Source organism: Sphingomonas sp. 37zxx (assembly GCF_000786205.1).
Classification (GTDB): domain Bacteria; phylum Pseudomonadota; class Alphaproteobacteria; order Sphingomonadales; family Sphingomonadaceae; genus Sphingomonas.
Window position 1 is genome coordinate 84,834 of sequence record NZ_JROH01000005.1, and the last position, 21,442, is coordinate 106,275.

Consider the following 21,442-nt stretch of genomic DNA (forward strand, 5'->3'; position numbering starts at 1 on the left):
CAGTGTTCAAAAATTATGGTTCGGGCTATTGCAATGTTGCGACTGCGAACGCACTTGGCGGTCGCCGACGAAAATTTTGGCGCATGCAAGAGGTGAACGGCAATGCCGCAGGTAACGAACAATTTATGGAACCCGCTGCGGCTGACCGCTGCGATGCCGCTCATGTCGGCGATGCTGCTGGCAGCATGCTCGGGCGAAGCCCCGCCCCCGGCGCGCCCGCCGATGCAGGTGTCGGTCGCCAATCCCATCGAGCGCGAAATCCGCGACTGGGATGAATATGTCGGCCGGTTCGAAGCGATCCAGGACGCCGAGATCCGCCCCCGCGCCACCGGCACGATCACCCGCGTCATGTTCAGCGATGGCCAGCAGGTAAGCAAGGGCCAGGCGCTGTTCGAAATCGATCCCCGCCCCTATCGCGCCGCATTGGCACAAGCCCGTGCGCAGGCCCAGCGCTCCGAAGCAACGCTGGCAAATGCACGCAGCGAACTCCAGCGCTCCGAAAAGCTGCTGGCGGCGCAAGCGGTCAGCCGCGAAGAGTTTGAAACCAGCCAGGCTGCGCTCCGCACCGCGCAAGCCGATGTAGCGGCAGCACGCGCGCAGACCCAGACTGCCGAACTGAACGTCTCGTTCACCACGGTTCGCGCGCCGATTTCGGGGCGCGTGTCGAGCCGCCGCGTCAGCAACGGCAATTTCGTCAGCGATGGCCAGACCGTGCTGACCCGTATCGTATCGACCGGTCCGATCTGGTTCGTGTTCGACGGTGCCGAGGCATTTTACCTGAAATATCGCCGGCAGGATCAAAGCGGCGAGCGCCGCTCCTCGCGCGACGCCCGCAACCCGGTGGAAATCCAGCTCTCGGACGAGAGCGGCTGGAACTGGCGCGGCAAGGTGGATTTTGTCGATAACACGATCGATCCCAATTCGGGCACGATCCGGGCGCATGCGCTGATCCAGAATCCCGATGACTTCCTCACACCGGGCATGTTCGGCCGCGCCCGCCTGCTTGGATCGGGGAACTATCGTGCGATGCTGATCCCCGAAGAAGCGATCGTCAGCGATCAGACCCGCCGGTTCGTCTATGTCGTCGGTGCCGATGGCAAGACTGCGCCGCGCCCGGTCGTCACCGGCCCGACCGCCGACGGGCTGCGTGTGGTCCGCGAAGGGCTGAAGCTGGACGACCGCGTCGTCATCGCCGGCTTGACCGCGTTGCAACCGGGCATGCCGGTGCAAGCCAAGCTCACCAAGATCCAGCTGAAGCCGGCTAGCAATTCGCCGGCATCGATGCCGGTATCGACCCCACCCGCTTCCGCAGCCAGCGCGGCGAACTGAGATGAAATTCCCGCATTTCTTCATCGATCGCCCGATCTTCGCGGCGGTCCTGTCGATCCTCATCCTGGTGTTCGGCCTGGTGGCGCTCCCCGCCCTGCCGATAACCCAATATCCTGAGATCGCACCGCCAACGGTGGTCATCACCGCGTCATTCCCCGGGGCCAGCGCCGAAACGCTAGCCGAAACCGTCGCCGCCCCGATCGAGGAAGCGGTGAACGGCGTCGAGAACATGATCTACATGTCCTCGTCGAACACCGGCGACGGCCAGACCCAGATCACCGTCACCTTCGCGCAGGGCACCGATGCCGATCAGGCACAGGTGCTGGTGCAGAACCGGGTGGCCTCGGCCGAGCCGCGCCTGCCCGAACAGACGCGCCAGATCGGCGTAACGGTGCTCAAGAACTCGCCAGACTTCCTGATGGTGGCGATGTTCTCGTCACCCGATGGCTCGCTCAGCCAGGAATATGTCTCGAACTATGTCGGGACGCAGGTGATCGACCGGATCTCGCGCGTGTCGGGCGTCGGCAACGCGCAAAGCTTCGGCAGCCGCGACTATAATATGCGCGTCTGGATCGATCCCGATCAGGCCGCCGCGCGCAACCTGACGGTCGATGAAATCACCGCCGCGGTCCGCGCACAGAACGCGCAGGCAGCGGTCGGTTCGGTCGGTTCGCCGCCGTTCAATACCGGCAAGAATGCGTTCCAGCTCGGCATCCAGGCCGAAGGTCGCCTCACCACCCCCGAACAGTTCGGCGAGATCATCGTCAAGCGCGGCGAAGGCGGCGCACTCACCCGGTTGCGCGATGTGGCGCGGGTCGAGCTCGGGGCCGAAACCTATTCGATCAATGCGTATCTGAACGGAAAGCCGGTCACCGCCGTCGCGATTTCACAGCTTCCCGGATCGAACGCGCTGACCACCGCCGACGCGGTGATCGCCGAGCTCGAACAGGTGTCGAAGACCTTCCCGCCGGGGATGAAGTACGAAATTCCGTACAACCCGACCGAATATATCTCGGCGTCGATCGATGCCGTGTATCATACACTGATCGAGGCGATCATCCTGGTCAGCCTGGTCGTGCTGATCTTCCTGCAAAGCTGGCGCGCGGCGATCATCCCGATCATCGCGATCCCGGTCTCGTTGGTCGGCGCGCTGGCGGTACTGCTGGGATTTGGCTTCTCGCTCAACAACCTCTCGCTGTTCGGGTTGGTGCTCGCGATCGGTATCGTCGTCGATGACGCGATCGTCGTGGTCGAGAATGTCGAGCGCCTGATGGAGGAAAAGGGGCTGACCCCGCTCCAGGCAGCGCATGAAACGATGGACGAAGTATCGGGCGCGCTGATCGCGATCGCGCTGGTGCTGTGCGGGGTGTTCATCCCGACCAGCTTCATCCCGGGCATTTCGGGCACCTTCTATCAGCAGTTCGCGCTGACGATCGTGTCGGCCACCGCCATCTCGGCCTTCATCTCGCTCACCTTGTCGCCCGCCCTTGCGGCGTTGATCCTCAAGCCCAAAAAGCATGAGGATGTCGCCCCCGCCGCTGGCGTGCGCGGCTGGCCCACCCGTTTTGCCCGCAGCTTCAATCGCGGGTTCGAATGGCTGGCCGAACGCTATGGCCGGCTCACCGCGCGTGCGATCCGCATGCTGGGGATCGTCGGTATCGCCTATGTCCTGCTGATCGCAGCGGCTGGGTGGCAGTTCTACTCGACGCCAACCGGGTTCATTCCGGCGCAGGATCAGGGCTATGTCATCGTTGCGGCACAGCTTCCGCCTGGCGCGTCGCTCGAGCGGACCACCGCGATGATGCTGCGCGCGCAGGAAATCACCGGCAAGAACGCATATGTGAAGGACACGGTGGCGTTGGTCGGCCTCGACGGCGCAAGCTTTTCGGCTGCGCCCAACACCGCCGCGATGTTCGTGACGATGAAGGGTCACGCCGAGCGGCCGCCGGCCGACGACGTCGCCAACATGCTGCGCGGTGCCTTCAGCCAGTTGACCGAGGGTATGCTGCTGGTGATCCCGCCACCCCCGGTTCAGGGCATCGGCACCGGCGGCGGCTGGAAGATGATGATCGAGGATCGTCAGAACCGTGGCTATGGCGCGCTGGAAGCGGCTGCGTTTCAGATGATGATGAAGGCAAATGCCGCCCCAGGCATCACCGGCGCTTTCACCCTGTTCAACACCAAGACTCCGCGTTTGTTCGCCGACATTGATCGCGAACGGGCAGAGCAGCTTGGGGTGCCAGTGGCGAATATCTTCTCGACCCTCGGAACGTATCTGGGCTCGTCATACATCAACGACTTCAACTTCCTCGGCCGCACTTTCCGTGTGACCGCACAGGCCGATGCGCCCTATCGTGACGAAACGTCGGATGTCGGCCGGCTGCGCACCCGCTCGGCTTCGGGCCAGATGGTGCCGCTCGATGCGGTGATGACCCTGCGCGACGACAGCGGGCCGTATCGCGTGGTGCGGTACAATCTATACCCCTCGGCCGAATTGCAGGGAAACACCATTCCCGGCTTTTCGACCGGCCAGAGCCTGGCAACGATGGAGCGGATCGCCGCCGAAACACTGCCCGACGGGATGAGCTATGAATGGACCGAACTCGCGTTCCAGCAAAAGCAGGCGGGCAACACTGCGATCGTCGCCTTTGGCCTGGCGGTGCTGTTCGTCTTCCTGCTGCTGTCGGCCAATTATGAAAGCCTGACCCTGCCGTTCGCGGTGATTCTGATCGTGCCGATGTGCCTGTTGGCGGCGCTGCTCGGGGTCAATTTCATGGGGCTGGACAACAACATCCTCACCCAGATCGGGTTGGTGGTGCTGATCGGCCTGGCGGCAAAGAACGCGATCCTCATCGTCGAATTTGCCAAGGCGAATGAAGACCGCGGCGACGAAATGTATGAAGCTGCGCGGCATGCCGCTGCTCAACGCCTGCGGCCGATCCTGATGACCTCGATCGCGTTCATCCTGGGCGTGCTGCCGCTGGTGATCGGGTCAGGCCCCGGTGCCGAGCTTCGCGCAGCGCTGGGTGTGGCGGTGTTCTTCGGCATGATCGGCGTCACGCTGTTCGGCCTGCTGTTCACCCCTGCATTCTACATCATGAGCCGTCGCATGGGGAATGGCGCAGCGCGCTGGCGTGATCGGCACAAGCCGCGCCAGCCTGTCGATCAGCCCCCTGCCCCGCCCGCCCCCGCTGCCGGAGAGCCCGCATGAAGAAGCTGGCAAGTCTAACCGCCGCGCTGATGGTTTCGGCCTGCGCGGTTGGCCCCAACTATGAAAGGCCCGCAACGCCGGGCGGCATCACCAGCGAAGCCGCCTTTGCCGAAGGCCAGAGGCTGAGCGCGGTCTCGGCACAGGCGCTGCCCGAAAAATGGTGGCAGCTCTATGACGACCCCAATGTTGATCGGCTGGTGACCGAGGCGCTGGTGCACAATACCGACATTCGGCAGGCCGCCGCGAACCTGCAACGCGCACGCGCCGTCCTAGGCGAAACGCGCGGACGACGGTTGCCCACCACCAGCCTGTCGGCGCAAGGCACGCGACAGCGCACCGGGTCGAACAGCTTCGGCGCGCAATTCGGTGAGGGGCAGCAAATCCCCTCGTTCGAAACCGACTTTTTCACCGCCGGTGTCGATGTCGGCTATGAACTCGATCTGTTCGGCGGCGTCAGCCGTGCGATCGAGGCGGCTCGCGGCGATGTCGCGACGGCTGCGGCGCAGGTCGATGCCGCTCGCGTATCGGTCGCCGGCGAAACCGCGCGCGCCTATGCCACCGCATGCAGCAATGCCAGCCAGATCGCGGTAGCGCGCGAAACGGTGGAACTTCAGCAGCAGACGCTGGACCTCACGCGCCGGCTGTTCGAAGCCGGGCGTGGCCAGCGCCGTGACGTCGAACGCGCCGATACGCTGCTGGCCCAGACCCAGGCCCAAGTGCCGTTGCTGGAGGCCGAACGCCGCGCGTCGCTTTATGCCCTCGCGACGCTGACAGGTCGTCCGGCCGCCGAGATCGATGCAACCGCCAACGCCTGCACCGCGCCGCCGCGCACGTCACAGATCATCCCGATCGGCGATGGCGCGGCGCTGCTGGCGCGCCGTCCCGACGTTCGCCAGGCCGAACGCAAGCTGGCGGCGGACACTGCCCGCGTCGGCGTTGCGACAGCGTCGCTCTATCCGTCGATCCAGTTGCTCGGGTCGACCAGCCTGGCTTCGACCTCGATCGACAATCTTGTCGAGCGCGACAGCATCAACTTCTCGCTGGGGCCACTGATTTCGTGGAACTTCCCCAATATGACGGTTGCCCGCACCCGCTTGCGCCAGGCCAAGGCAACTGCCGATGGCAGCCTTGCCGCGTTCGACGGCGTGGTGCTGACCGCGCTTCGTGAAGTCGAACAGGCGCTTGCCCGCTATGCTGGCGAACTCGACCGCAACCGGACGTTGCAACGCGCGGTGCGCGCGTCGGGCGAATCGGCGCGGCTGTCGCGGCTGCGGTTCGATTATGGCGCCGACAGCTTCCTGCAACTGATCCAGTCCGAACAGGAGCGCGCCGATGCGCGGGCCGCACTCGCGGCCTCGGACGCGACGCTGGCCGATGCACAGGTGAACCTGTTCAAGGCGCTGGGCGGTGGCTGGGAAAATGCACCCGACGTCACCCGGCGGGCGGCGACGGCGGCGGCACAGTAACCGTCAAACTCCCCTCCCGGCTGGGGAGGGGAGTTTGATCAGGCATCGATGGTGATGTCAGCCATCAGCGCCTCGGTGAAGCGCTTGCGCCACCACACCACATCTTCGTTCACCACATTGTCCATCATCGCGCGCCAGCGGGTGATCCGCTCTTCGCGGGGCATCTTCAGCGCCAGCACGATCGCATCGCTGATCTCCTCGGCGCTGTAGGGATTGATCAGGACCGCGCCCTCCTTGAGTTGCGCCGCCGCCCCGGCAAAGCGCGATAGGATCAGCACGCCGGGATCGTCGGGATCCTGCGCCGCGACATATTCCTTGGCGACCAGGTTCATCCCATCGCGAAGCGGCGTCACCAGCCCGATGCGAGCGGCGCGATATATCCCCGCCAGTTGGTCGCGCGGATAACCCTGGTTCACATATCGGATCGGCACCCAATCGACATCGGCGAACGCGCCGTTGATCCGCCCCGACATGCCCTCCAGCGCAGTGCGTATCTTTTGATAGCTTTCGACCGCGCCGCGCGAAGGCGGTGCGATCTGGAGCAGGAACACTTCCTTGCGCTCTTCGGGATAGGTTTTCAGGAAACGCTCATAGCCAAGGAACCGCTCCTCCAGCCCCTTGGAATAATCGAGCCGATCGACCCCGACGATCATGTCGCGGCCCACCGCACTGTCGCGCATCCGCCGGAACGCAAGGCGAGCCGTGGGGCTGTGCGATGCCTCGATAAACTCCTTGGCGTCGATCCCGATCGGGTCGGCCATGACGTGCAACACCCGATCGCCCAGCGTCAGCATATGCCCGTCGAGCGTCGCGCCCAGTTCGACCACGGCATAGTCGCAAAAACTGTCGAGCCATTCTTGGGTGTGAAATCCGATGACGTCATAATCGAACAGATGCCGCACCAACTCCGCCGCTTCGGGCAATACGCCCAGCAGCCGTCGCGGTGGCCAAGGAATGTGCAGGAAAAAGCCGATCCGGTTCCTGCACCCGCGCGCGCGAAGCGAACTGCCGAGCGGAAACATGTGATAGTCCTGAATCCAGACGACATCGTCGGCTTCGATCAGTGGCCGAACGGTATCGGCAAAGCGATCATTGACCCGCTGATACCCACCGGCGAAATCGCGCTCATATTCGGCCAGGTCGATGCGGTAATGGAATAACGGCCACAAGGTGCGGTTGGCGTAGCCGTTATAATATTCCTCGATATCCTGCTCTTCCAGATCGACGGTGGCGGTGGTCACCCCCTGCGCGCGCTGGAAGTTGATATGGCCGGTGAAATGATCGGTGGTTTCACCCGACCAGCCGAACCAAATGCCCTTATACTCGCGCAGCGCCGCCGCCAGTGCCACCGCCAACCCGCCCTGCGCCCCCGAATTGGACTCGGTCGGGGCAGAGACTCGGTTGGAAATGATGATCAGGCGGCTCAACGAATAGCACTCCATGGTTTGCTCAGCAGGACCGCACAATTGATCATGCCGACCAGCGAATAGGTCTGGGGATAATTGCCCCATAATTCCCCGGTTGCGGGGTCGATATCTTCGGACAGCAGCCCGGCGGCGGTTCTGCGCGACAGCATTTCGTCGAACAGCGCGCGCGCGTCGGCGTCTCTTCCAGTGAAATGCAACGCTTCGATCAGCCAAAAGGTGCAGACGTTGAATGCCGTTTCGGGCAATCCGAAATCATCTTCGGTATCGTATCGCAGCATATGGCTGCCCCGCCGCAGCCCCGCCTCGACCGCGTTCAGCGTGCCGCGAAAGCGGGGATCGTCGGGCGACAGGAAACGCAGGTCGAGCAACTGGATCAGGCTGGCATCGAGATCATCGCCCGAAAAGGTGGCCGACAGCCGCTGCGTATCCTCGCGCCACGCCGACTTCTCGATCGTCGCGCGCATCGTGGCGGCACGCTCGTTCCAGAATTTCTCGCGGTCGGGCAGGCAAAGCCGCCCCGCCGCATTGGCAAGCCGATCACACGCCGCCCAGCACATCGCCGCCGAATAAGTATGCACCGATTGCCGGGTGCGAAGCTCCCACAGCCCGGCATCGGGCTTGTCGTACAGCTCCCATGCCCGCTCACCCACCCGTTCGAGCGCTTCGAAATCCTCGATCCCCGCCATGCGGAACAATCGCTGGTCAAAGAACGCCTGGACGTTCGACAGCACGATCTGGCCATAGGCATCGTGCTGGATCTGCTCATAGGCCTGGTTGCCCACACGCACCGGCCCCATCCCGCGATACCCCGCCAGCCGCTCGGCTTCGCGCTCGGTCAGTTCGGCTTCGCCCAGCAGCCCGTATAACGGCTGGATGTCCCCGCCCTTCGCCCCGTCGACGATGTTGCGCAGATAGCCCAGATACCCCTCGAGCACGTCGAGCGCACCGACCCGGTTGAGCGCTTGCACGGTGTAGTAAGCGTCGCGGATCCAGCAATAGCGGTAATCCCAGTTGCGCTGCGACCCGACATGCTCGGGGATCGACGTGGTCAATGCTGCGACAATCGCGCCGGTTTCCTCATATTGGCACAGCTTCAGCGTGATGGCCGATCGGATCACCACATCCTGCCATTCGAACGGCGTCGCCAGCCCACGTACCCAATGCTGCCAATGCTCGGTGGTATAGGTCAGCATCTCCTCGACCGTGGTCGAAAGATCGCCGGCAAAGCTCTCATCGGGGCCAAGGAAGAAATGCAGCGGCCGCTCGACGCGGAAGACGCGCTCTGCCTCGAGCATGCCCACCGGTGCGTTGGTCGACAGCCGAAGCTGAATGCCGTCGAGCAGGAAGCGGATATGGTTCGATCCGCTGGTCCGCTCGACCGCTGAATCGCCCCAATTGCGCGTCGGGCGCAGCCGCACGCGAATGCGCGGGCTGCCTGCGATCGGCTTGACGCAGCGCACGAAGGCGACCGGGCGATAGGTTCGCCCAAGCCGTTCTAAACGCGGGCAGAAATCGGTCACCTCGATCACGCCGCCATTCGAATCGGTCATCCGGCTCACCAGGATCGGGGTGTTCTGGCGGTAATGCTGGTCGATCGAAACGCAGTCCTCCAGGTCGATCGCCCAAAGCCCAACCGCGTCGTCCGATTCAGGATCGCGCCCGTCGATCAGCGAGGAAAACGTCGGGTCGCCATCGACGCGCGGCACGCATCCCCAAACGAAGCGCGCGCCGCGATCGACGAGCGCGCTGACCTGGCAATTACCGATCGGCCATAGATCGAGCGTGGGGGTCATACCGCCACCTGCACGGCGCCTTGCAACCACGCGCGCACCTGCGCCACATCGGCCAGGCGATACCCCGCCGCCGTCGGACGCGCATCGCCCACCAATATGCCAACGCCGCCCATTGCGGCCACCGCATGGAAACCGTCCTCGTCGGTCACATCGTCGCCCAGGAACACCGGCCGCATCCCAGCGAACGGCGCATCCTGCATCAATCGGGTGATCGCGCTGCCCTTGTCCCCGCTGGCGGCGCGCAGTTCGATCATCATCTTGCCGGGTTGCAGGTGCAGCGCATGTTCGGTCGCCAGCCGCTGCGCCAGCACGCGCGCATCGGCTTCGTGCTGCGGGGCCATGCGATAATGGAGCCCCACGCCAAAGGGCTTGGTCTCCACCAGCACATCATCGCGCGTCGCGGCAAAGGCATGAACCTGCGCCATCACCCGATCCAGCGTCGGCGGCAGCGCGGGTGCGGCGGTGCGGCCATCGGGCCAGCGAAACTCGACCCCGTGGCTACCAGCCACGGCAAAGCTGAGACTGCCAAACATATGCTCGACATGCGCGATCGCCCGCCCGGTCACGATCGCAACCCGCCCATCCAGCGCCTCACCCAGCCGCGCGATCAGCCCGCGCAGTTCGGCATCCGCCGTCACCGCATCGGGACGGTCCTGTAAGTCTACCAATGTCCCGTCAAAATCGAGAAACAGGCTGGCACCGCGAAGCAATGCCCTGGGTGGGGGCAACAGCCCCTGGGCATCGGTAATGATAGAATTTTGCAAAACGGCCTCCCGCGACTTGAACGTTCCGGATGCGAACCGGTTTCGCGTTGCAGCAAAAAAATTGGCAACTATCAGGCAGCCTGACGCTTGCCGCCCGGAACGGGATTGGAAAACACCATATCGTCGTCGATCGATCCAAAGCGCAGCGCGACCAGATCGCGCGCATAGCTTTGGTGCAGCTTCCACGGCGCATGCGCGCCCTGCTTGGGAAACCGATCAATCGCCCGCTGGATATAGCCCGACGAGAAATCCAGAAACGGATGCGCCGCCGGATCGGCATCGCTTTGCGTCGGCGTCGCTTGCCGAACGCCGCGTTTGGTCATCGCGTTGAGCAAGCGGCAGATATAGGCGGCGGTCAGATCGGCCTTCAACGTCCACGACGCATTGGTATAGCCGAACGAATACGCCAGATTAGGCACCCCGCTGAACATCATCCCCTTGTAATTCAGCGTCTGGCTGAACACGATCGGTACGCCATTCACCGTCACCGGCATGTCGGCCATCAGTTGCAGCTCCAGCCCGGTCGCGGTGACGACGACATCGGCGACGACTTCCTCGCCATTGGTCAGGCGGATGCCGTCGGCGGTGAAGCGATCGATATGCCCGGTGACCACGCTCGCCTCGCCGCGCTTGATCGTCTCGAACAGATCGGCGTCGGGCACCAGGCACAGCCGTTGGTCCCACGGATTATAGCTGGGCGTGAAATGGGTATCGACGTCATAGTCGGGGCCAAGATGATCGCGGACCCAGCCAAGCAGCCGCTTCTTGGTCTGCTGCGGATATTTGCGCGTGCGGCTATAAAAAAACTGCCCCAGCAGCACGTTGCGCCAGCGCACGACGCCATATGCCAGCTTGGCCGGCGCAACGCGGCGCAGCCAATTGGCGAAACGATCATGCGATGGGCGAGCGACAATATAGCTTGGCGACCGCTGCAACATGGTAACATGCGCCGCCTGCTTGGCGAGTTCTGGCACCAGCGTAACCGCCGTCGCGCCGCTGCCGATCACCACCACCTGCTTGCCGGCATACTCCAGTTCGGCTGGCCAGAATTGCGGATGCACCACAATGCCGCCAAAATCGTCGCGCCCCGCGAAATCGGGGGTGTAGCCCTTGGCATAGTCATAGTAGCCGGTGCACATGTGCAGGAAATTGCAGGTATAATTGCGCGGCACCGCCGCCTCGCCTTCCTCCACCGTCAATGTCCATAGCGCATCGGCGCTCGACCAACTGGCAGCCACCACGCGCTGGCGATAGCGGATCCGGCGCTCCAGATCGTCTTCGCGCGCGGTTTCCTCGATATAATTCAGGATCGACGGGCCATCGGCGATCGCCTTGGCCTCGGTCCAGGGTTTGAACGCATAGCCAAGCGTATGCATGTCCGAATCCGAACGAATCCCCGGATAGCGAAACAAGTCCCAGGTGCCGCCCTTGCGCTCGCGCCCCTCCAGGATCACGAAACTGCGGTCGGGGCAGCGCTCGCGCAGGTAATGTCCGGCACCGATGCCAGACAAGCCCGCCCCCACCACTACGACGTCGAAATGCTCCACAGTCATCGCGTTTCTCCCGCCATACCCGTTATTCGATTCAGGCGATGAACGAAAGGCGGGACATAGCCCGCCTTTGCGATCCCCAAAGGATCAATAATCGCGCGAATAGCGAAGATTGACGTTCGATCCGCCGAACGATCCGGTCTGCGACAACACGCTCAACGTTTTGGTCAGCGCCACTTCGAGCTGGGTGGCGGTGAAGCCACGCGCGTCGGTAATAATCTCGACATAAATGTCGTCGGTCAGATATTGCCCAGCCGACAGCGCCGTGCCGCGCCCGGTTGCCTCATCCCCGCCGACGATCCGCAGGCGATCGATGCCGCCCGCCTGGCGCAACTCACCCAGCGGGTTCAGCCCGCCGCCCGATCCGCGCAAAGAATTAAGCGCCGATGCCAATTGGATCGCCTGCACCGCCGATAGGTTCGTCACCGAACTGCCGAACAATATCCGCGATAGCACCTCATCCTGCGCCAGCGCCGGGGTCGAGCTGAACGCCACCCGCGGTTGTTGCGCGGTGCCGGTGACGTTGATGATCGCCGTCACGCCTTCGGTGGTGGTGCTTGCCGAAATCGCGACATTGGGATTGGTCAGGTCATTGCCCTCATAGCTGATCACCCCGCGCGTCAGGTCGAACCGCTTGCCCGAGAAGGAATAGGTTCCCCGCACAACCTCGATCGTCCCGGTGATGCGCGGATTGGCCGAGGTTCCGCCGACCCGCAGATCAGCCTCCCATTCGGACTCCAGCCCCATCCCCGATACGAACAGCCGGTTGTCGGCGCGGACATTGATCGCCAGGCGGAACAGCCCTGGCGGGCCGCTGACTGCACCATCCGAGGTCGCGACCTTCACGACATCGCCGCGCCGCCGGATGCCGGTAAGTTCGGCGACTTCTGCCGCGCCCTGGCGGATCACCTGATAGCGTGCCTCGGGGATCACGATGTCGCCCTGGATCAGCCCGCCATCGGTGCCATTGGTCAGCCGGATATTGCCGGTCGCGGTGGCACCCAGCGCATCGCTGCGCGCCAGCCGCGCATTGTTCAGCCTGGCGCGAACGTCGATCGGGAAGCCGCTATTCGCCGCCAACCCGACATAGCCTTGCGCAGTCACGGTGCCTTCGCCCGCTGTCGCCTGCAATTCGGTCAGCTCGAAACGGTCGTTGTTGAACCGCCCGTTGATCCGCATCGCCGTCAGCCGCGTGCCATAGGTTTCATTCTCGTACCGCAGGCTGTTCGCCCGAACGACACCCGCAATGCGCGGCGCGCCAACGGTGCCCGAGAAATCGGCGGCGATGCCCACCGGACCCGACAGGCGCTGGTCAGCAATACCCGTCAGGGAAAACAGCACGTCCGACGGGCCGTTATAGCGGATGCCGCCGGTCAGCAGTGCCTGGGCATAGCCGCCGCTGCCGGGAGTGAACCCCGCCACGACCCGCCCGATCGTCGCACCGCCCCGCTGGACAATGGCGCGAAGGTCGCTTCGCCCCGATCCCAGCGTACCGATCGCCTGAATATCGACCGGAGCCGATACCGTCGCCAAGCTCGATCGCGTGAAATTATCGACCTCGATCCGGGCGTTGCCGGTCGGGAAGGCCGCGCCCGCGGCCTGCGTCGCCTCGAAACTGCCGCTTGCCGATCCGCCCAGCCCCAGGCCGGGGACAAAGGCGTTAGCAATCGCCAGGTCCAGCTTGTCGAGCCGTCCCTGCACCGACATGCCATTGCCATAGGTGCCCGCGATCCGGGCCGATCCATTGTCGAAGTCGATCCGCGTCGGGAACAGGCGATAACCGCCATCCGCCGGCACGATCCGCGCCGGCTGCACCGTGCGGAAACCGATGCCGTTGCCCTGCCCCTTCAGCGCCACCAGATATTGGCCGCGGCCTAGCCGTGCATTGGCCGCGATCTCGAACGGCACGCCCGACGATCCGCGCGCCAGCGCCGTGACGGTGCCGTTGCCGCCGCGATAATCACCGCGCGCGCGCGCCTGGGTAATGACGAAATCGCCCTGGCGGAAATTCGCCACCTGCGCGTCGAACACCATGGCTGGGGCATCGTCATACAGCACCACCGACCCGTCGATGATCGCGCGACCGATGGTGAGGCCGGCATCGCCGGGAATCCGCGCATTGTTCGCCCGCGCGCTAACGGTTGCGCTTTGATAGCTCCCCTGCGCGCCCAGTCTAGCGATGCCGTTCACGCCCGAGCCGGAGAAGTTGAGCGCGCCGGTGAACGGCCCTGCATCGGTGGCAGCGATCCGGCCATCGATGTTCATGCCCGCAAACACCGTATCGCGAATGTCGGCGGTCAGGCGCGGCCCGGTCCGCAGCAGGACATTGGCGTTGAACGGGCCATAATCGGTATCGCCGGTTGCCTTTACCGCATAAGCATCGCCCTGCCCGCGAATATTCGCGACCAGATCGCTCAAGCCGACGCCAACCCCGGGGCGCGGCGCCCGCAGCAGCACGACGGGCGCGGCGACGGTGCCGCTGACGCGCGCGGCGATCGGGCCATATTGGGTCGATATCGCATCGGCATTGACCAGCAGCGGCCCGGCAAAATCATATCGCCCCGCCCCCCGCGTGATACGGAATTGCGGCGCGTTCAGGCGCAGATTGTCGAAGCGGACGATCCCATCCGGCCCCAGCGCGACATTGGCCGCAGTGGTCGCATTGCCGCCCAGAAAGCTGCGAACCCCGTCGTTGAACAGCCGGGTCGTCTGCGCGACGACGCGGCCACGGATGCCGTATCCGCCAGCGGTGGCAACCAGATCGGCATCGGTGCTAAGATCCAGGATACCGATCGAGGCCAGTTCATAATCATTCACCCGCCCCTTCAGCGCGCCGGTATAGCGTCCGGTGCCAAGGTCGGCGACGATCACCGCCGTCGCGTCGATCCGGTCGGAGCGGATACGCAGATTGTCCGACAGCAATTGCTGCCCCGAATAGGCCAGATCGCCATTGATCGCGACATTGGTGACCAGCCCGCCAATGGCTGCGTTCAGCCCCGCAATGCGGGCGGCACGGGCATTTACCGGCACCAGGATGCGATCGGCATTCACCGTCGCGCGACCCTCGGCATAAAGCCGCTCGACCACCGTTTCGCCAAAGCCGATCGCTGCCGCCTGCAGCTTGTAATCCACCGTCGGCGTCGCGAACGCCCCGTCGAGCGCCACTTGCGCGCGCACGGCATTACCGTTGAGATTGTCGGCGATCGCGCCCGGCGTCAGCAATTGCGCCTCGGCGCGAAAGCCCTCGAAACGGCTTCGGCCAAGATCGAGCAGCCCTTTGGTCGCCACCGCCAGTGCATCCGATCGCAGGCGAAGCTGGGTATCGAGGCGGCGGTTTTCGAGCAGCCGCGCATCGAGCGCGATTTGCAGCCCCGATGCCATCAGCCGCTCGACCGGCCCTTCCAGATACAGCCCTGGCTGGGCACGCCCGCGCACCTGGAAAAAACCATCGCGCGCAGTGACAGCGATATTGGCCAGGCTTTGCCCGCCAAGCGTTCCCGCCAGCCGCCCGGTCCAGCGCGCCCATGTCCCCTGCCCATCGATCGAAATCGCCAATGGCGCGCGAAGTGCCGCCATGCTGCCGATCAGCCCGTCCGCCGGGGCATTCAGCTTCAGGTCGACGTCGAACCGGTCGTCATCGGGCACCGCATCCAGCGCCAGCACCAGCCTATCGCCGCCGGCAATACCGGGGGCACGCAGCGTCACCGCCTTGGCGCTAAGCTGTGCGCGGCGATCGGCGATATGCACTTCGCCATCGATCTGCGCGATGTGGCGCTTGCCCGTCACTGCGGGCGCAAGCTCGATCCGGGCGATCGCCAGCCGGTTCACGTCGATGTTGAGATCGGGCAGCAGCGGCGCGTCGGGGTCGCTCGGCGTTTCCTTCAATTCGGGCATCCGCGCGATCCGCACCAGCGGGCTGGTGAGCGATCGAATGTCGACATGGTTCGACGCAAAGGCAAAGGGACGCCAGTCGACCGCAAACCGCGGCGAGGTAGCGAACACCCCGCGCTGATCGCGCAGCCGAACGTCGCGCAACACCATCGCGCCGTAAAGCGATCCCTCGATCCGCCCGACCTGTACGTTGAGCCCCGAAGCCAGGGTATAGCCGTTGATCTGATTGGCCACGAACCGCCGCCCCGGCGCGGTATTCAGCCCGGCCACCACCAGGCCAAGCAGTAATGCGACGCCGATAACGGCAATGCCGATCCACTTCAGCACGCGCTGCCACATCGGCGCACCACCGGGTTGCTCGTCGCGTGGCGCTTCGGGCTGATCCTGGGCGATGGTGTCGGTCATCAAAACGCCTGCCCGATCGAGATATAGACCGCGATCAGCGATTCACCTTCGCGGCGCGCGATCGGGGTTGCGACATCGAGCCGCATCGGGCCGAAATTGGTATAGAACCGCCCGCCGATCCCCGCGCCGAAGCGCAAGTCCGATCCTTTGGGCAAGGTGCTGTCATACACCTGCCCAGCATCGATGAACGGCACGATGCCGAAATTGCCGAAGCGATAGCGCGCCTCAAGCGCGAACTCGTTCATGCTGCGACCGCCGATCGCGCGGAACACCGTTGGCGAGCTATCTTCATTCTCGGGGTCGAAATCGGGATTGGGCTCGATCGTGCGCGGTCCCAATTCCTGGAAGCCAAAGCCGCGCACCGATCCGCCACCGCCGGCATAATAGCGCCGCGACGGGGCCAGATCGTCGCGCGAAATGCCCGCAATCGCCCCGCCGCGCGCACGACCGGCGATGACGATGCTGTCGGTGACCGGGAAATAGGCGGTGCCTTCGAGCATGAACCGGCCATAGGGCCGCGCGCTGCCCTGCACCGACGCCTCGGGGCTGACGTTCAGCTTCAGGCGAAAGCCCCTGGTCGGGTTCAGCAGATCGTCCGATCTATCCCAGCCGATGAACAACGGAGCCGCCACGATGCCATAGGTCCGGCGCACCCGGTCGTTCAGATCGAAATCGAAAACGTCTTCGTTGGTGGCGATCAGTTCGAGGCCATAATAATAGGTGATCCGCTTTTGCCAGATCGGCGTCGAATCATAGCTGATCCGCCCCGAAAGCGTGCCGGTGAAAGCTTCGAACGCCTCGTAATCCGACCGGTTGGCACTGGCATTCAGCAACACGGTGCGATCACGCCTGCCGGCATTCGATCGGCGAAACGTCACCCCCAGCCCCTGCTCCTGCGTGCCCGCGATGATGTTGCCAATCAGCGCGCCTTCGGGCGGGAACAGGTTGCGATGGGTCCAACTGCCCTCGGCGCGAATGCCCTGCCCGGTGCCATAACCGACTTCGCCCGCAAGCGTTCGTGCAGGCCCCGCATTCTGCCGCACCAGCAGATTGACCTGCTCGGTGCCATCGGGACCGGGCGTGCCGGTGCGCTGCGGCTCGACCGACACCGTCGAAAACAGGCTGGTGGCGATCAGCGCATCGCGCAGATCGTCGACCTTGCGGCTGTCATACAGTTCACCCGGATCAAAACGGGTAAGCACTTCGAGGTGATCGACCTCGAACACCTGGTCGCCCTGGGTCGTGATCGTGCCGAACGACGATCGCGGCCCGGTGGTCACCGGCAGTGTATAGGCTCCGGTAAAGACGCGCTCGTCGAGCAAGATGTCGCGCTGCCCCACTTCGGCAAAGGGATAGCCCTGTTGCGGCAGCTTGAGCGCGACATTGGCCTCGGCCCCCTGCACCCGCGCGGCATCGATCGTTTCGCCTATCTTCAGCGGCAATTCGCGCAGGATCAGGCCGGCTGGCACGGTCTCCTCGGCCTTCACGTCGATCGATCCGATCTTGTAGACCGGCCCGGCGGTAGCGGTCAGCACCGCGCGCAAATTGCCCGAATTGGCTGGGTTCTGCTCGATCGCCGACACGACCGACGCATCATAATGGCCGATCGAGCGCAACAGCCGCAGCGCCAGTTGCTCATCCTCGCGCGCTCGGGCAGCCACCTGCGTTGCATTGGCAGCCTTGCCTTTGCCCTCCTGCAATGCCGACAACGTCTTGAACGCATCGGCCAGGCCAACCTGCTTCAGTCCGTCGACGACGGTGATGTAACGGATTTCGACCGGATCGGTATCGTCCTGCGCCGCGACTTCGATCGGCGGGTTCACCTCAAACGTGGCGATCGGCGGCAGTGGTTGCGCGAGCATCGCTTCGGCGGACAAGGGCTGCGGCGCGATGGTGCCGGGATCGGCGACGGTCTGGCCGGGTACTGGCGCAGTAGCATCGGGTGCCGCAGCGGCGGGAGCCACCGGCGCTTCAAAACGTTCCATAGGTTCAAGCGGCGCGTCGAGATCGTCCGATAGCGACGGCAGCGCCGCTTCAAACTCGGCCTCGGGAATGATCGGATTCTCGATCTGGGGGGCACCGGCGATGCTCGGCAGCGTCTGGGCAGGGACATCGGCTGCAGGCGCTGTTTGCACCGTTGCAGCGGCTGGCACGCACAAGAAACACGATGCCAGGGCAACTTGCGAAACACCCCGCGCCACGGGGCCAAATGACTTACGATACCTCAAAGCGCTGCTCGTCCCCACTGCGTCCCCGCTACTTATGCGGGGCGCTTGCGAACGCGACGCGCTCATCCCCAGAACCCCGCAAACGCCCGATCGGGCATTAGGCTCCCGCGCCTCATGCAGTTTTTGCGCAACCTTGTCAGGTGCAAAGCGTGTCCGTTGGCGGGCGCTGTGCATCCTCGGGGCGTCGGCAGCGTTATCCAGCCGACGATAAGAGGGGCAAGATGAACGACGCGGCGACCACCGACCAATCGACTACCAACCCAGCGGGCATCCCCGGTTTCGATTCACATCACCCCTGGCATCACCCCTGGCCGGCATGGCGATCGATCCTGTTCCGCGTTTACACGATGATGGGCTATCATAACCTGTCGCTGATGGCGGCGGGGGTCGCCTTCTATGCGTTTCTGTCGTTCGTCCCGCTCTTGGGTGCGGTGGTAATGACCTATGGCCTGGTGGCCGATCCGGTCACCGTCACCGCGCATATGCAGACGCTGTTCGAATTGATGCCCGCCGAAGCCGCCAAGCTGATTTCAGACCAGTTGATCTCGGTCGTCAGCACCGCCGCCGAAACCGCCGGACTAGCGCTGGCGATCGCGCTCACCCTATCCATCTACGGCGCGATGCGCGCGTCGAGCGCGATCATTCAGGCGCTCAACGTGGTGTATGAGGAGGAAGAAGGGCGAAACTTCTTCAAGACCACCCTCTTATCCGCCCTGCTCACCATCGGCGCGGTCATCGCGGCGATCGTCGGCTTGTTGTCAGCCGGCGCGCTTGGCTATTTGCGCTTCCTCACCGATCTGCTCGGCCCGGCGGGCGTCGTGGTCATCCAGGCGCTGACCTGGCTGATCGCGACGCTGATCGCGACCACCGCTTTTGCCTGTGTCTATCGCTACGGCCCCGATCGCGCCCGCGCGCGTTGGCAATGGCTGTCGGTGGGATCGCTCGCCGCCACCATCCTGTGGCTGGCCGCCACCTTCGGCTTTGGCATCTACGCCGCCAATTTCGCCAATTACAACGCCACCTATGGCGCGTTGGGCGCGGTGGTGGTGCTGCTGATGTGGCTGTTCGTGTCGAGCTATGCGGTGCTGATCGGTGCCGAAATCAATGCCGAGGCCGAGCGCCAGACCGGCGTCGATTCGACCACCGGCGACCCGCGCCCACAGGGACAGCGCGGGGCGCGGATGGCCGATACCTTGCCCAGCAAACGCCAGGTGAAGCCGCGCCGCGACCAATATTGATCAGCGCGCCTTCGCCTGCTGGCGGAAACGATGCAGCAGCGGCTCGGTATAGCCATTCGGCTGCGCCACGCCTTCAAACACCAGTGCGCGCGCGGCCTGATAGGCGAGCGACTGGTCCTCGCGCCCCGCCATTGCCCGGTACAGCGGATCGCCGACATTCTGGCCATCGACCTTGGCGGCCATCCGTTTGAGCGCGGCGTCGACCTCCGCCTCGGTCGCGATGCCGTGCGCCAGCCAATTGGCGAGCAATTGCGAACTGATCCGCAACGTGGCGCGGTCCTCCATCAGCCCGACATCGTCGATATCGGGCACCTTGGAACAGCCCACCCCCTGATCGACCCAGCGCACGACATAGCCAAGAATCCCCTGGGCATTATTGTCGAGCTCGCGCGCCACTTCCTGCGGCGTCCAGTTGCGCCCGATCGCCAGCGGGATCGTCAGCAGGTCGCCAAGCGGCGGGATCGGCTCGGCAGCACGCGCCTCGCGCCGCGCCGCCACATCGACCTGATGATAATGCAGCGCGTGCAGCGTCGCGGCGGTCGGCGACGGCACCCAGGCGGTGTTCGCGCCGGTCATCGGATGCGCGATCTTTTGGTCGAGCATGTCGGCCATCCGGTCGGGCGCGGCCCACATCCCTTTGCCGATCTGCGCGCGCCCGGCCAGCCCGGTCGCCAGCCCGATCAGGACGTTGCGATCCTCATACGCCTTGATCCATGCAGCACCCTTCATCTCGCCCTTGGGCACCATCGGCCCGGCGCGCATCGCGGTGTGGATTTCGTCGCCGGTGCGATCGAGGAAGCCGGTGTTGATGAACACGATCCGGTCGCGCACCGCGTGGATGCAGGCGGCAAGATTGGCCGAAGTGCGGCGTTCCTCGTCCATCACCCCCACCTTGATCGTGTGGCGATCGATGCCGAGCAGATCCTCCACCGCGTCGAACAGATCGTTGGTGAAGGCGCATTCGGCCGGCCCGTGCATCTTGGGCTTGACGATATAGACCGATCCGGTGCGGCTGTTGCGATACCGGCCCAGCGCGCGAAGATCGTACAGGGCGATCGTGCTGGTGACGATCGCATCCAAAATGCCCTCGGGCGCTTCGTCGCCCCCTGGCAGCAGCACCGCGGGCGTCGTCATCAGATGGCCGACGTTGCGGACGAACAACACCGCCCTGCCCGGCAGCGACAGGTCGCGGCCATCGGCAAGCGCATAGCTGCGATCGGGGTTCAGCGTTCGGGTGAGCGTCTTACCCTGCTTGACGAAGCTCTCCTCCAGATCGCCGCGCATCAGCCCGAGCCAGTTGGTATAGGCCGCCACCTTGTCCTCGGCATCGACCGCCGCGACCGAATCCTCCAGATCGACGATCGTCGTCAGCGCCGATTCGAGCAGCACATCGGCGATCCCCGCCTTGTCGGTCGCGCCGATCGGGTGGTCGTGGTCGATCACCACTTCGATATGCAGGCCATGATGGCGAAACAGCAGGTTCGCGCCATGGTGGCCGATAAATTGCTGCGGATCGGCCAGATCGAGATGCCCGCTGGTGAAATCGCGCCAACTCCCGCTGCGCAGCGGTACCGCCTGATCCAGAAACGCCCGCGCACGCTCGATCACCTGCGCGCCGCGATTCGCGTCATACCCGCCCGGTGTCGGCACCCCCGGTAGTGCATCAGTGCCATACAGCGCGTCATACAGGCTGCCCCAGCGCGCATTGGCGGCATTCAATACGAAGCGGGCATTGAGCACCGGCACCACCAGTTGCGGCCCGGCCAGCACCGAAATCTCAGGATCGACCTTCGTCGTGCCGATGGTGAAGGGTGCCGGCACATCGACCAGATAGCCGATCGCGCGCAGGAACGCCTGATAGGCGAGCGGGTCGATCGCTTCGCCGCGATGCCGGTCGTGCCAGCCATCAAGCTGCGCCTGAAGATCGTCGCGCACCGCCAGTAACGCCCGGTTGCGCGGCCCGAATTGCGCAAAGATCACCGCCACGCCCTGCCAATAGCTCGGCGCATCGATGCCAAGGCCCGGCAGCACCGATTCCTCGATGAAACGCGCAAGCGAAGTCGCGATGGTCAGGCCGGCGCGTTCGGTGGTGGGCATGGCATACTCCTGGCTATGGCATTGCTCGGCACATACCCGGGGA

11 protein-coding genes are annotated in these 21,442 nt (G+C 64.4%); 4 read left to right on the forward strand and 7 right to left on the reverse strand.

What is annotated here, in order from left to right; all coding sequences use genetic code 11:
- Window positions 1-102 precede the first annotated feature (102 nt).
- The 3 genes from QU44_RS03425 to QU44_RS03435 are packed head-to-tail and all read left to right on the forward strand — an operon-like array spanning window position 103 to window position 6,006.
- Window positions 103-1,329, forward strand: coding sequence for an efflux RND transporter periplasmic adaptor subunit (locus QU44_RS03425; protein WP_081987844.1), 1,227 nt, complete (start codon window positions 103-105; stop codon window positions 1,327-1,329).
- A 1-nt stretch (window position 1,330) separates the two neighbouring features.
- Window positions 1,331-4,540 (forward strand): efflux RND transporter permease subunit, encoded by a 3,210-nt coding sequence (locus QU44_RS03430; RefSeq protein WP_033920097.1) that lies wholly within the window; start codon window positions 1,331-1,333, stop codon window positions 4,538-4,540.
- The gene (locus tag QU44_RS03435; protein ID WP_033920098.1) at window positions 4,537-6,006 is read left to right on the forward strand and encodes an efflux transporter outer membrane subunit; all 1,470 of its coding nucleotides are present in this window, start codon (window positions 4,537-4,539) and stop codon (window positions 6,004-6,006) included. Before QU44_RS03430 ends, QU44_RS03435 begins: the two co-directional genes overlap by 4 nt.
- A gap of 38 nt (window positions 6,007-6,044) precedes the next feature.
- Here QU44_RS03435 and QU44_RS03440 read toward each other — a convergent pair whose 3' ends face one another.
- The 6 genes from QU44_RS03440 to QU44_RS03465 all read right to left on the reverse strand — a co-directional run bounded on the left by QU44_RS03440 (window position 6,045) and on the right by QU44_RS03465 (window position 17,971).
- A complete protein-coding gene (locus QU44_RS03440) occupies window positions 6,045-7,433 on the reverse strand; it encodes an alpha,alpha-trehalose-phosphate synthase (UDP-forming) (RefSeq protein ID WP_443018068.1) in 1,389 nt (462 codons plus the stop codon).
- Complete coding sequence (locus tag QU44_RS03445) at window positions 7,430-9,226, reverse strand: glycoside hydrolase family 15 protein (RefSeq protein WP_033920100.1); 1,797 nt, start codon at window positions 9,224-9,226, stop codon at window positions 7,430-7,432. The genes QU44_RS03440 and QU44_RS03445 overlap by 4 nt, the downstream gene beginning before the upstream one ends.
- Window positions 9,223-9,990, reverse strand: a complete 768-nt coding sequence (gene otsB / locus QU44_RS03450) for a trehalose-phosphatase (protein WP_231621595.1) — start codon at window positions 9,988-9,990, stop codon at window positions 9,223-9,225. Before otsB ends, QU44_RS03445 begins: the two co-directional genes overlap by 4 nt.
- A gap of 71 nt (window positions 9,991-10,061) precedes the next feature.
- Window positions 10,062-11,543, reverse strand: a complete 1,482-nt coding sequence (locus QU44_RS03455) for a flavin-containing monooxygenase (protein WP_033920101.1) — start codon at window positions 11,541-11,543, stop codon at window positions 10,062-10,064.
- A gap of 84 nt (window positions 11,544-11,627) precedes the next feature.
- Entirely contained in the window at window positions 11,628-15,836 is a 4,209-nt protein-coding gene (locus QU44_RS03460; protein WP_033920102.1) for a translocation/assembly module TamB domain-containing protein, read from the reverse strand.
- Window positions 15,836-17,971: an autotransporter assembly complex protein TamA gene (locus tag QU44_RS03465; protein ID WP_231621596.1), complete on the reverse strand. Its 2,136-nt coding sequence runs from the start codon at window positions 17,969-17,971 to the stop codon at window positions 15,836-15,838. The genes QU44_RS03460 and QU44_RS03465 overlap by 1 nt, the downstream gene beginning before the upstream one ends.
- 314 nt (window positions 17,972-18,285) lie before the next feature.
- Here QU44_RS03465 and QU44_RS03470 point away from each other — a divergent pair, with 314 nt between their 5' ends.
- Window positions 18,286-19,302 (forward strand): YihY/virulence factor BrkB family protein, encoded by a 1,017-nt coding sequence (locus QU44_RS03470; protein WP_052134292.1) that lies wholly within the window; start codon window positions 18,286-18,288, stop codon window positions 19,300-19,302.
- On the opposite strand, the gene QU44_RS03475 is transcribed toward QU44_RS03470, so the two are convergent.
- Complete coding sequence (locus QU44_RS03475) at window positions 19,303-21,399, reverse strand: malate synthase G (RefSeq protein WP_033920104.1); 2,097 nt, start codon at window positions 21,397-21,399, stop codon at window positions 19,303-19,305.
- Between the last annotated feature and the right edge of the window lie 43 nt (window positions 21,400-21,442).

What these genes read in the sequence shown, in the direction of transcription:
- QU44_RS03425 (WP_081987844.1), top strand. Translation starts at nt 103, where the DNA reads ATGCCGCAGGTAACGAACAATTTATGGAACCCGCTGCGGCTGACCGCT.
- QU44_RS03430 (WP_033920097.1), top strand. Translation starts at nt 1,331, where the DNA reads ATGAAATTCCCGCATTTCTTCATCGATCGCCCGATCTTCGCGGCGGTC.
- QU44_RS03435 (WP_033920098.1), top strand. Translation starts at nt 4,537, where the DNA reads ATGAAGAAGCTGGCAAGTCTAACCGCCGCGCTGATGGTTTCGGCCTGC.
- QU44_RS03445 (WP_033920100.1), bottom strand. Translation starts at nt 9,226, where the DNA reads ATGACCCCCACGCTCGATCTATGGCCGATCGGTAATTGCCAGGTCAGC.
- QU44_RS03455 (WP_033920101.1), bottom strand. Translation starts at nt 11,543, where the DNA reads ATGACTGTGGAGCATTTCGACGTCGTAGTGGTGGGGGCGGGCTTGTCT.
- QU44_RS03460 (WP_033920102.1), bottom strand. Translation starts at nt 15,836, where the DNA reads ATGACCGACACCATCGCCCAGGATCAGCCCGAAGCGCCACGCGACGAG.
- QU44_RS03470 (WP_052134292.1), top strand. Translation starts at nt 18,286, where the DNA reads ATGAACGACGCGGCGACCACCGACCAATCGACTACCAACCCAGCGGGC.
- QU44_RS03475 (WP_033920104.1), bottom strand. Translation starts at nt 21,399, where the DNA reads ATGCCCACCACCGAACGCGCCGGCCTGACCATCGCGACTTCGCTTGCG.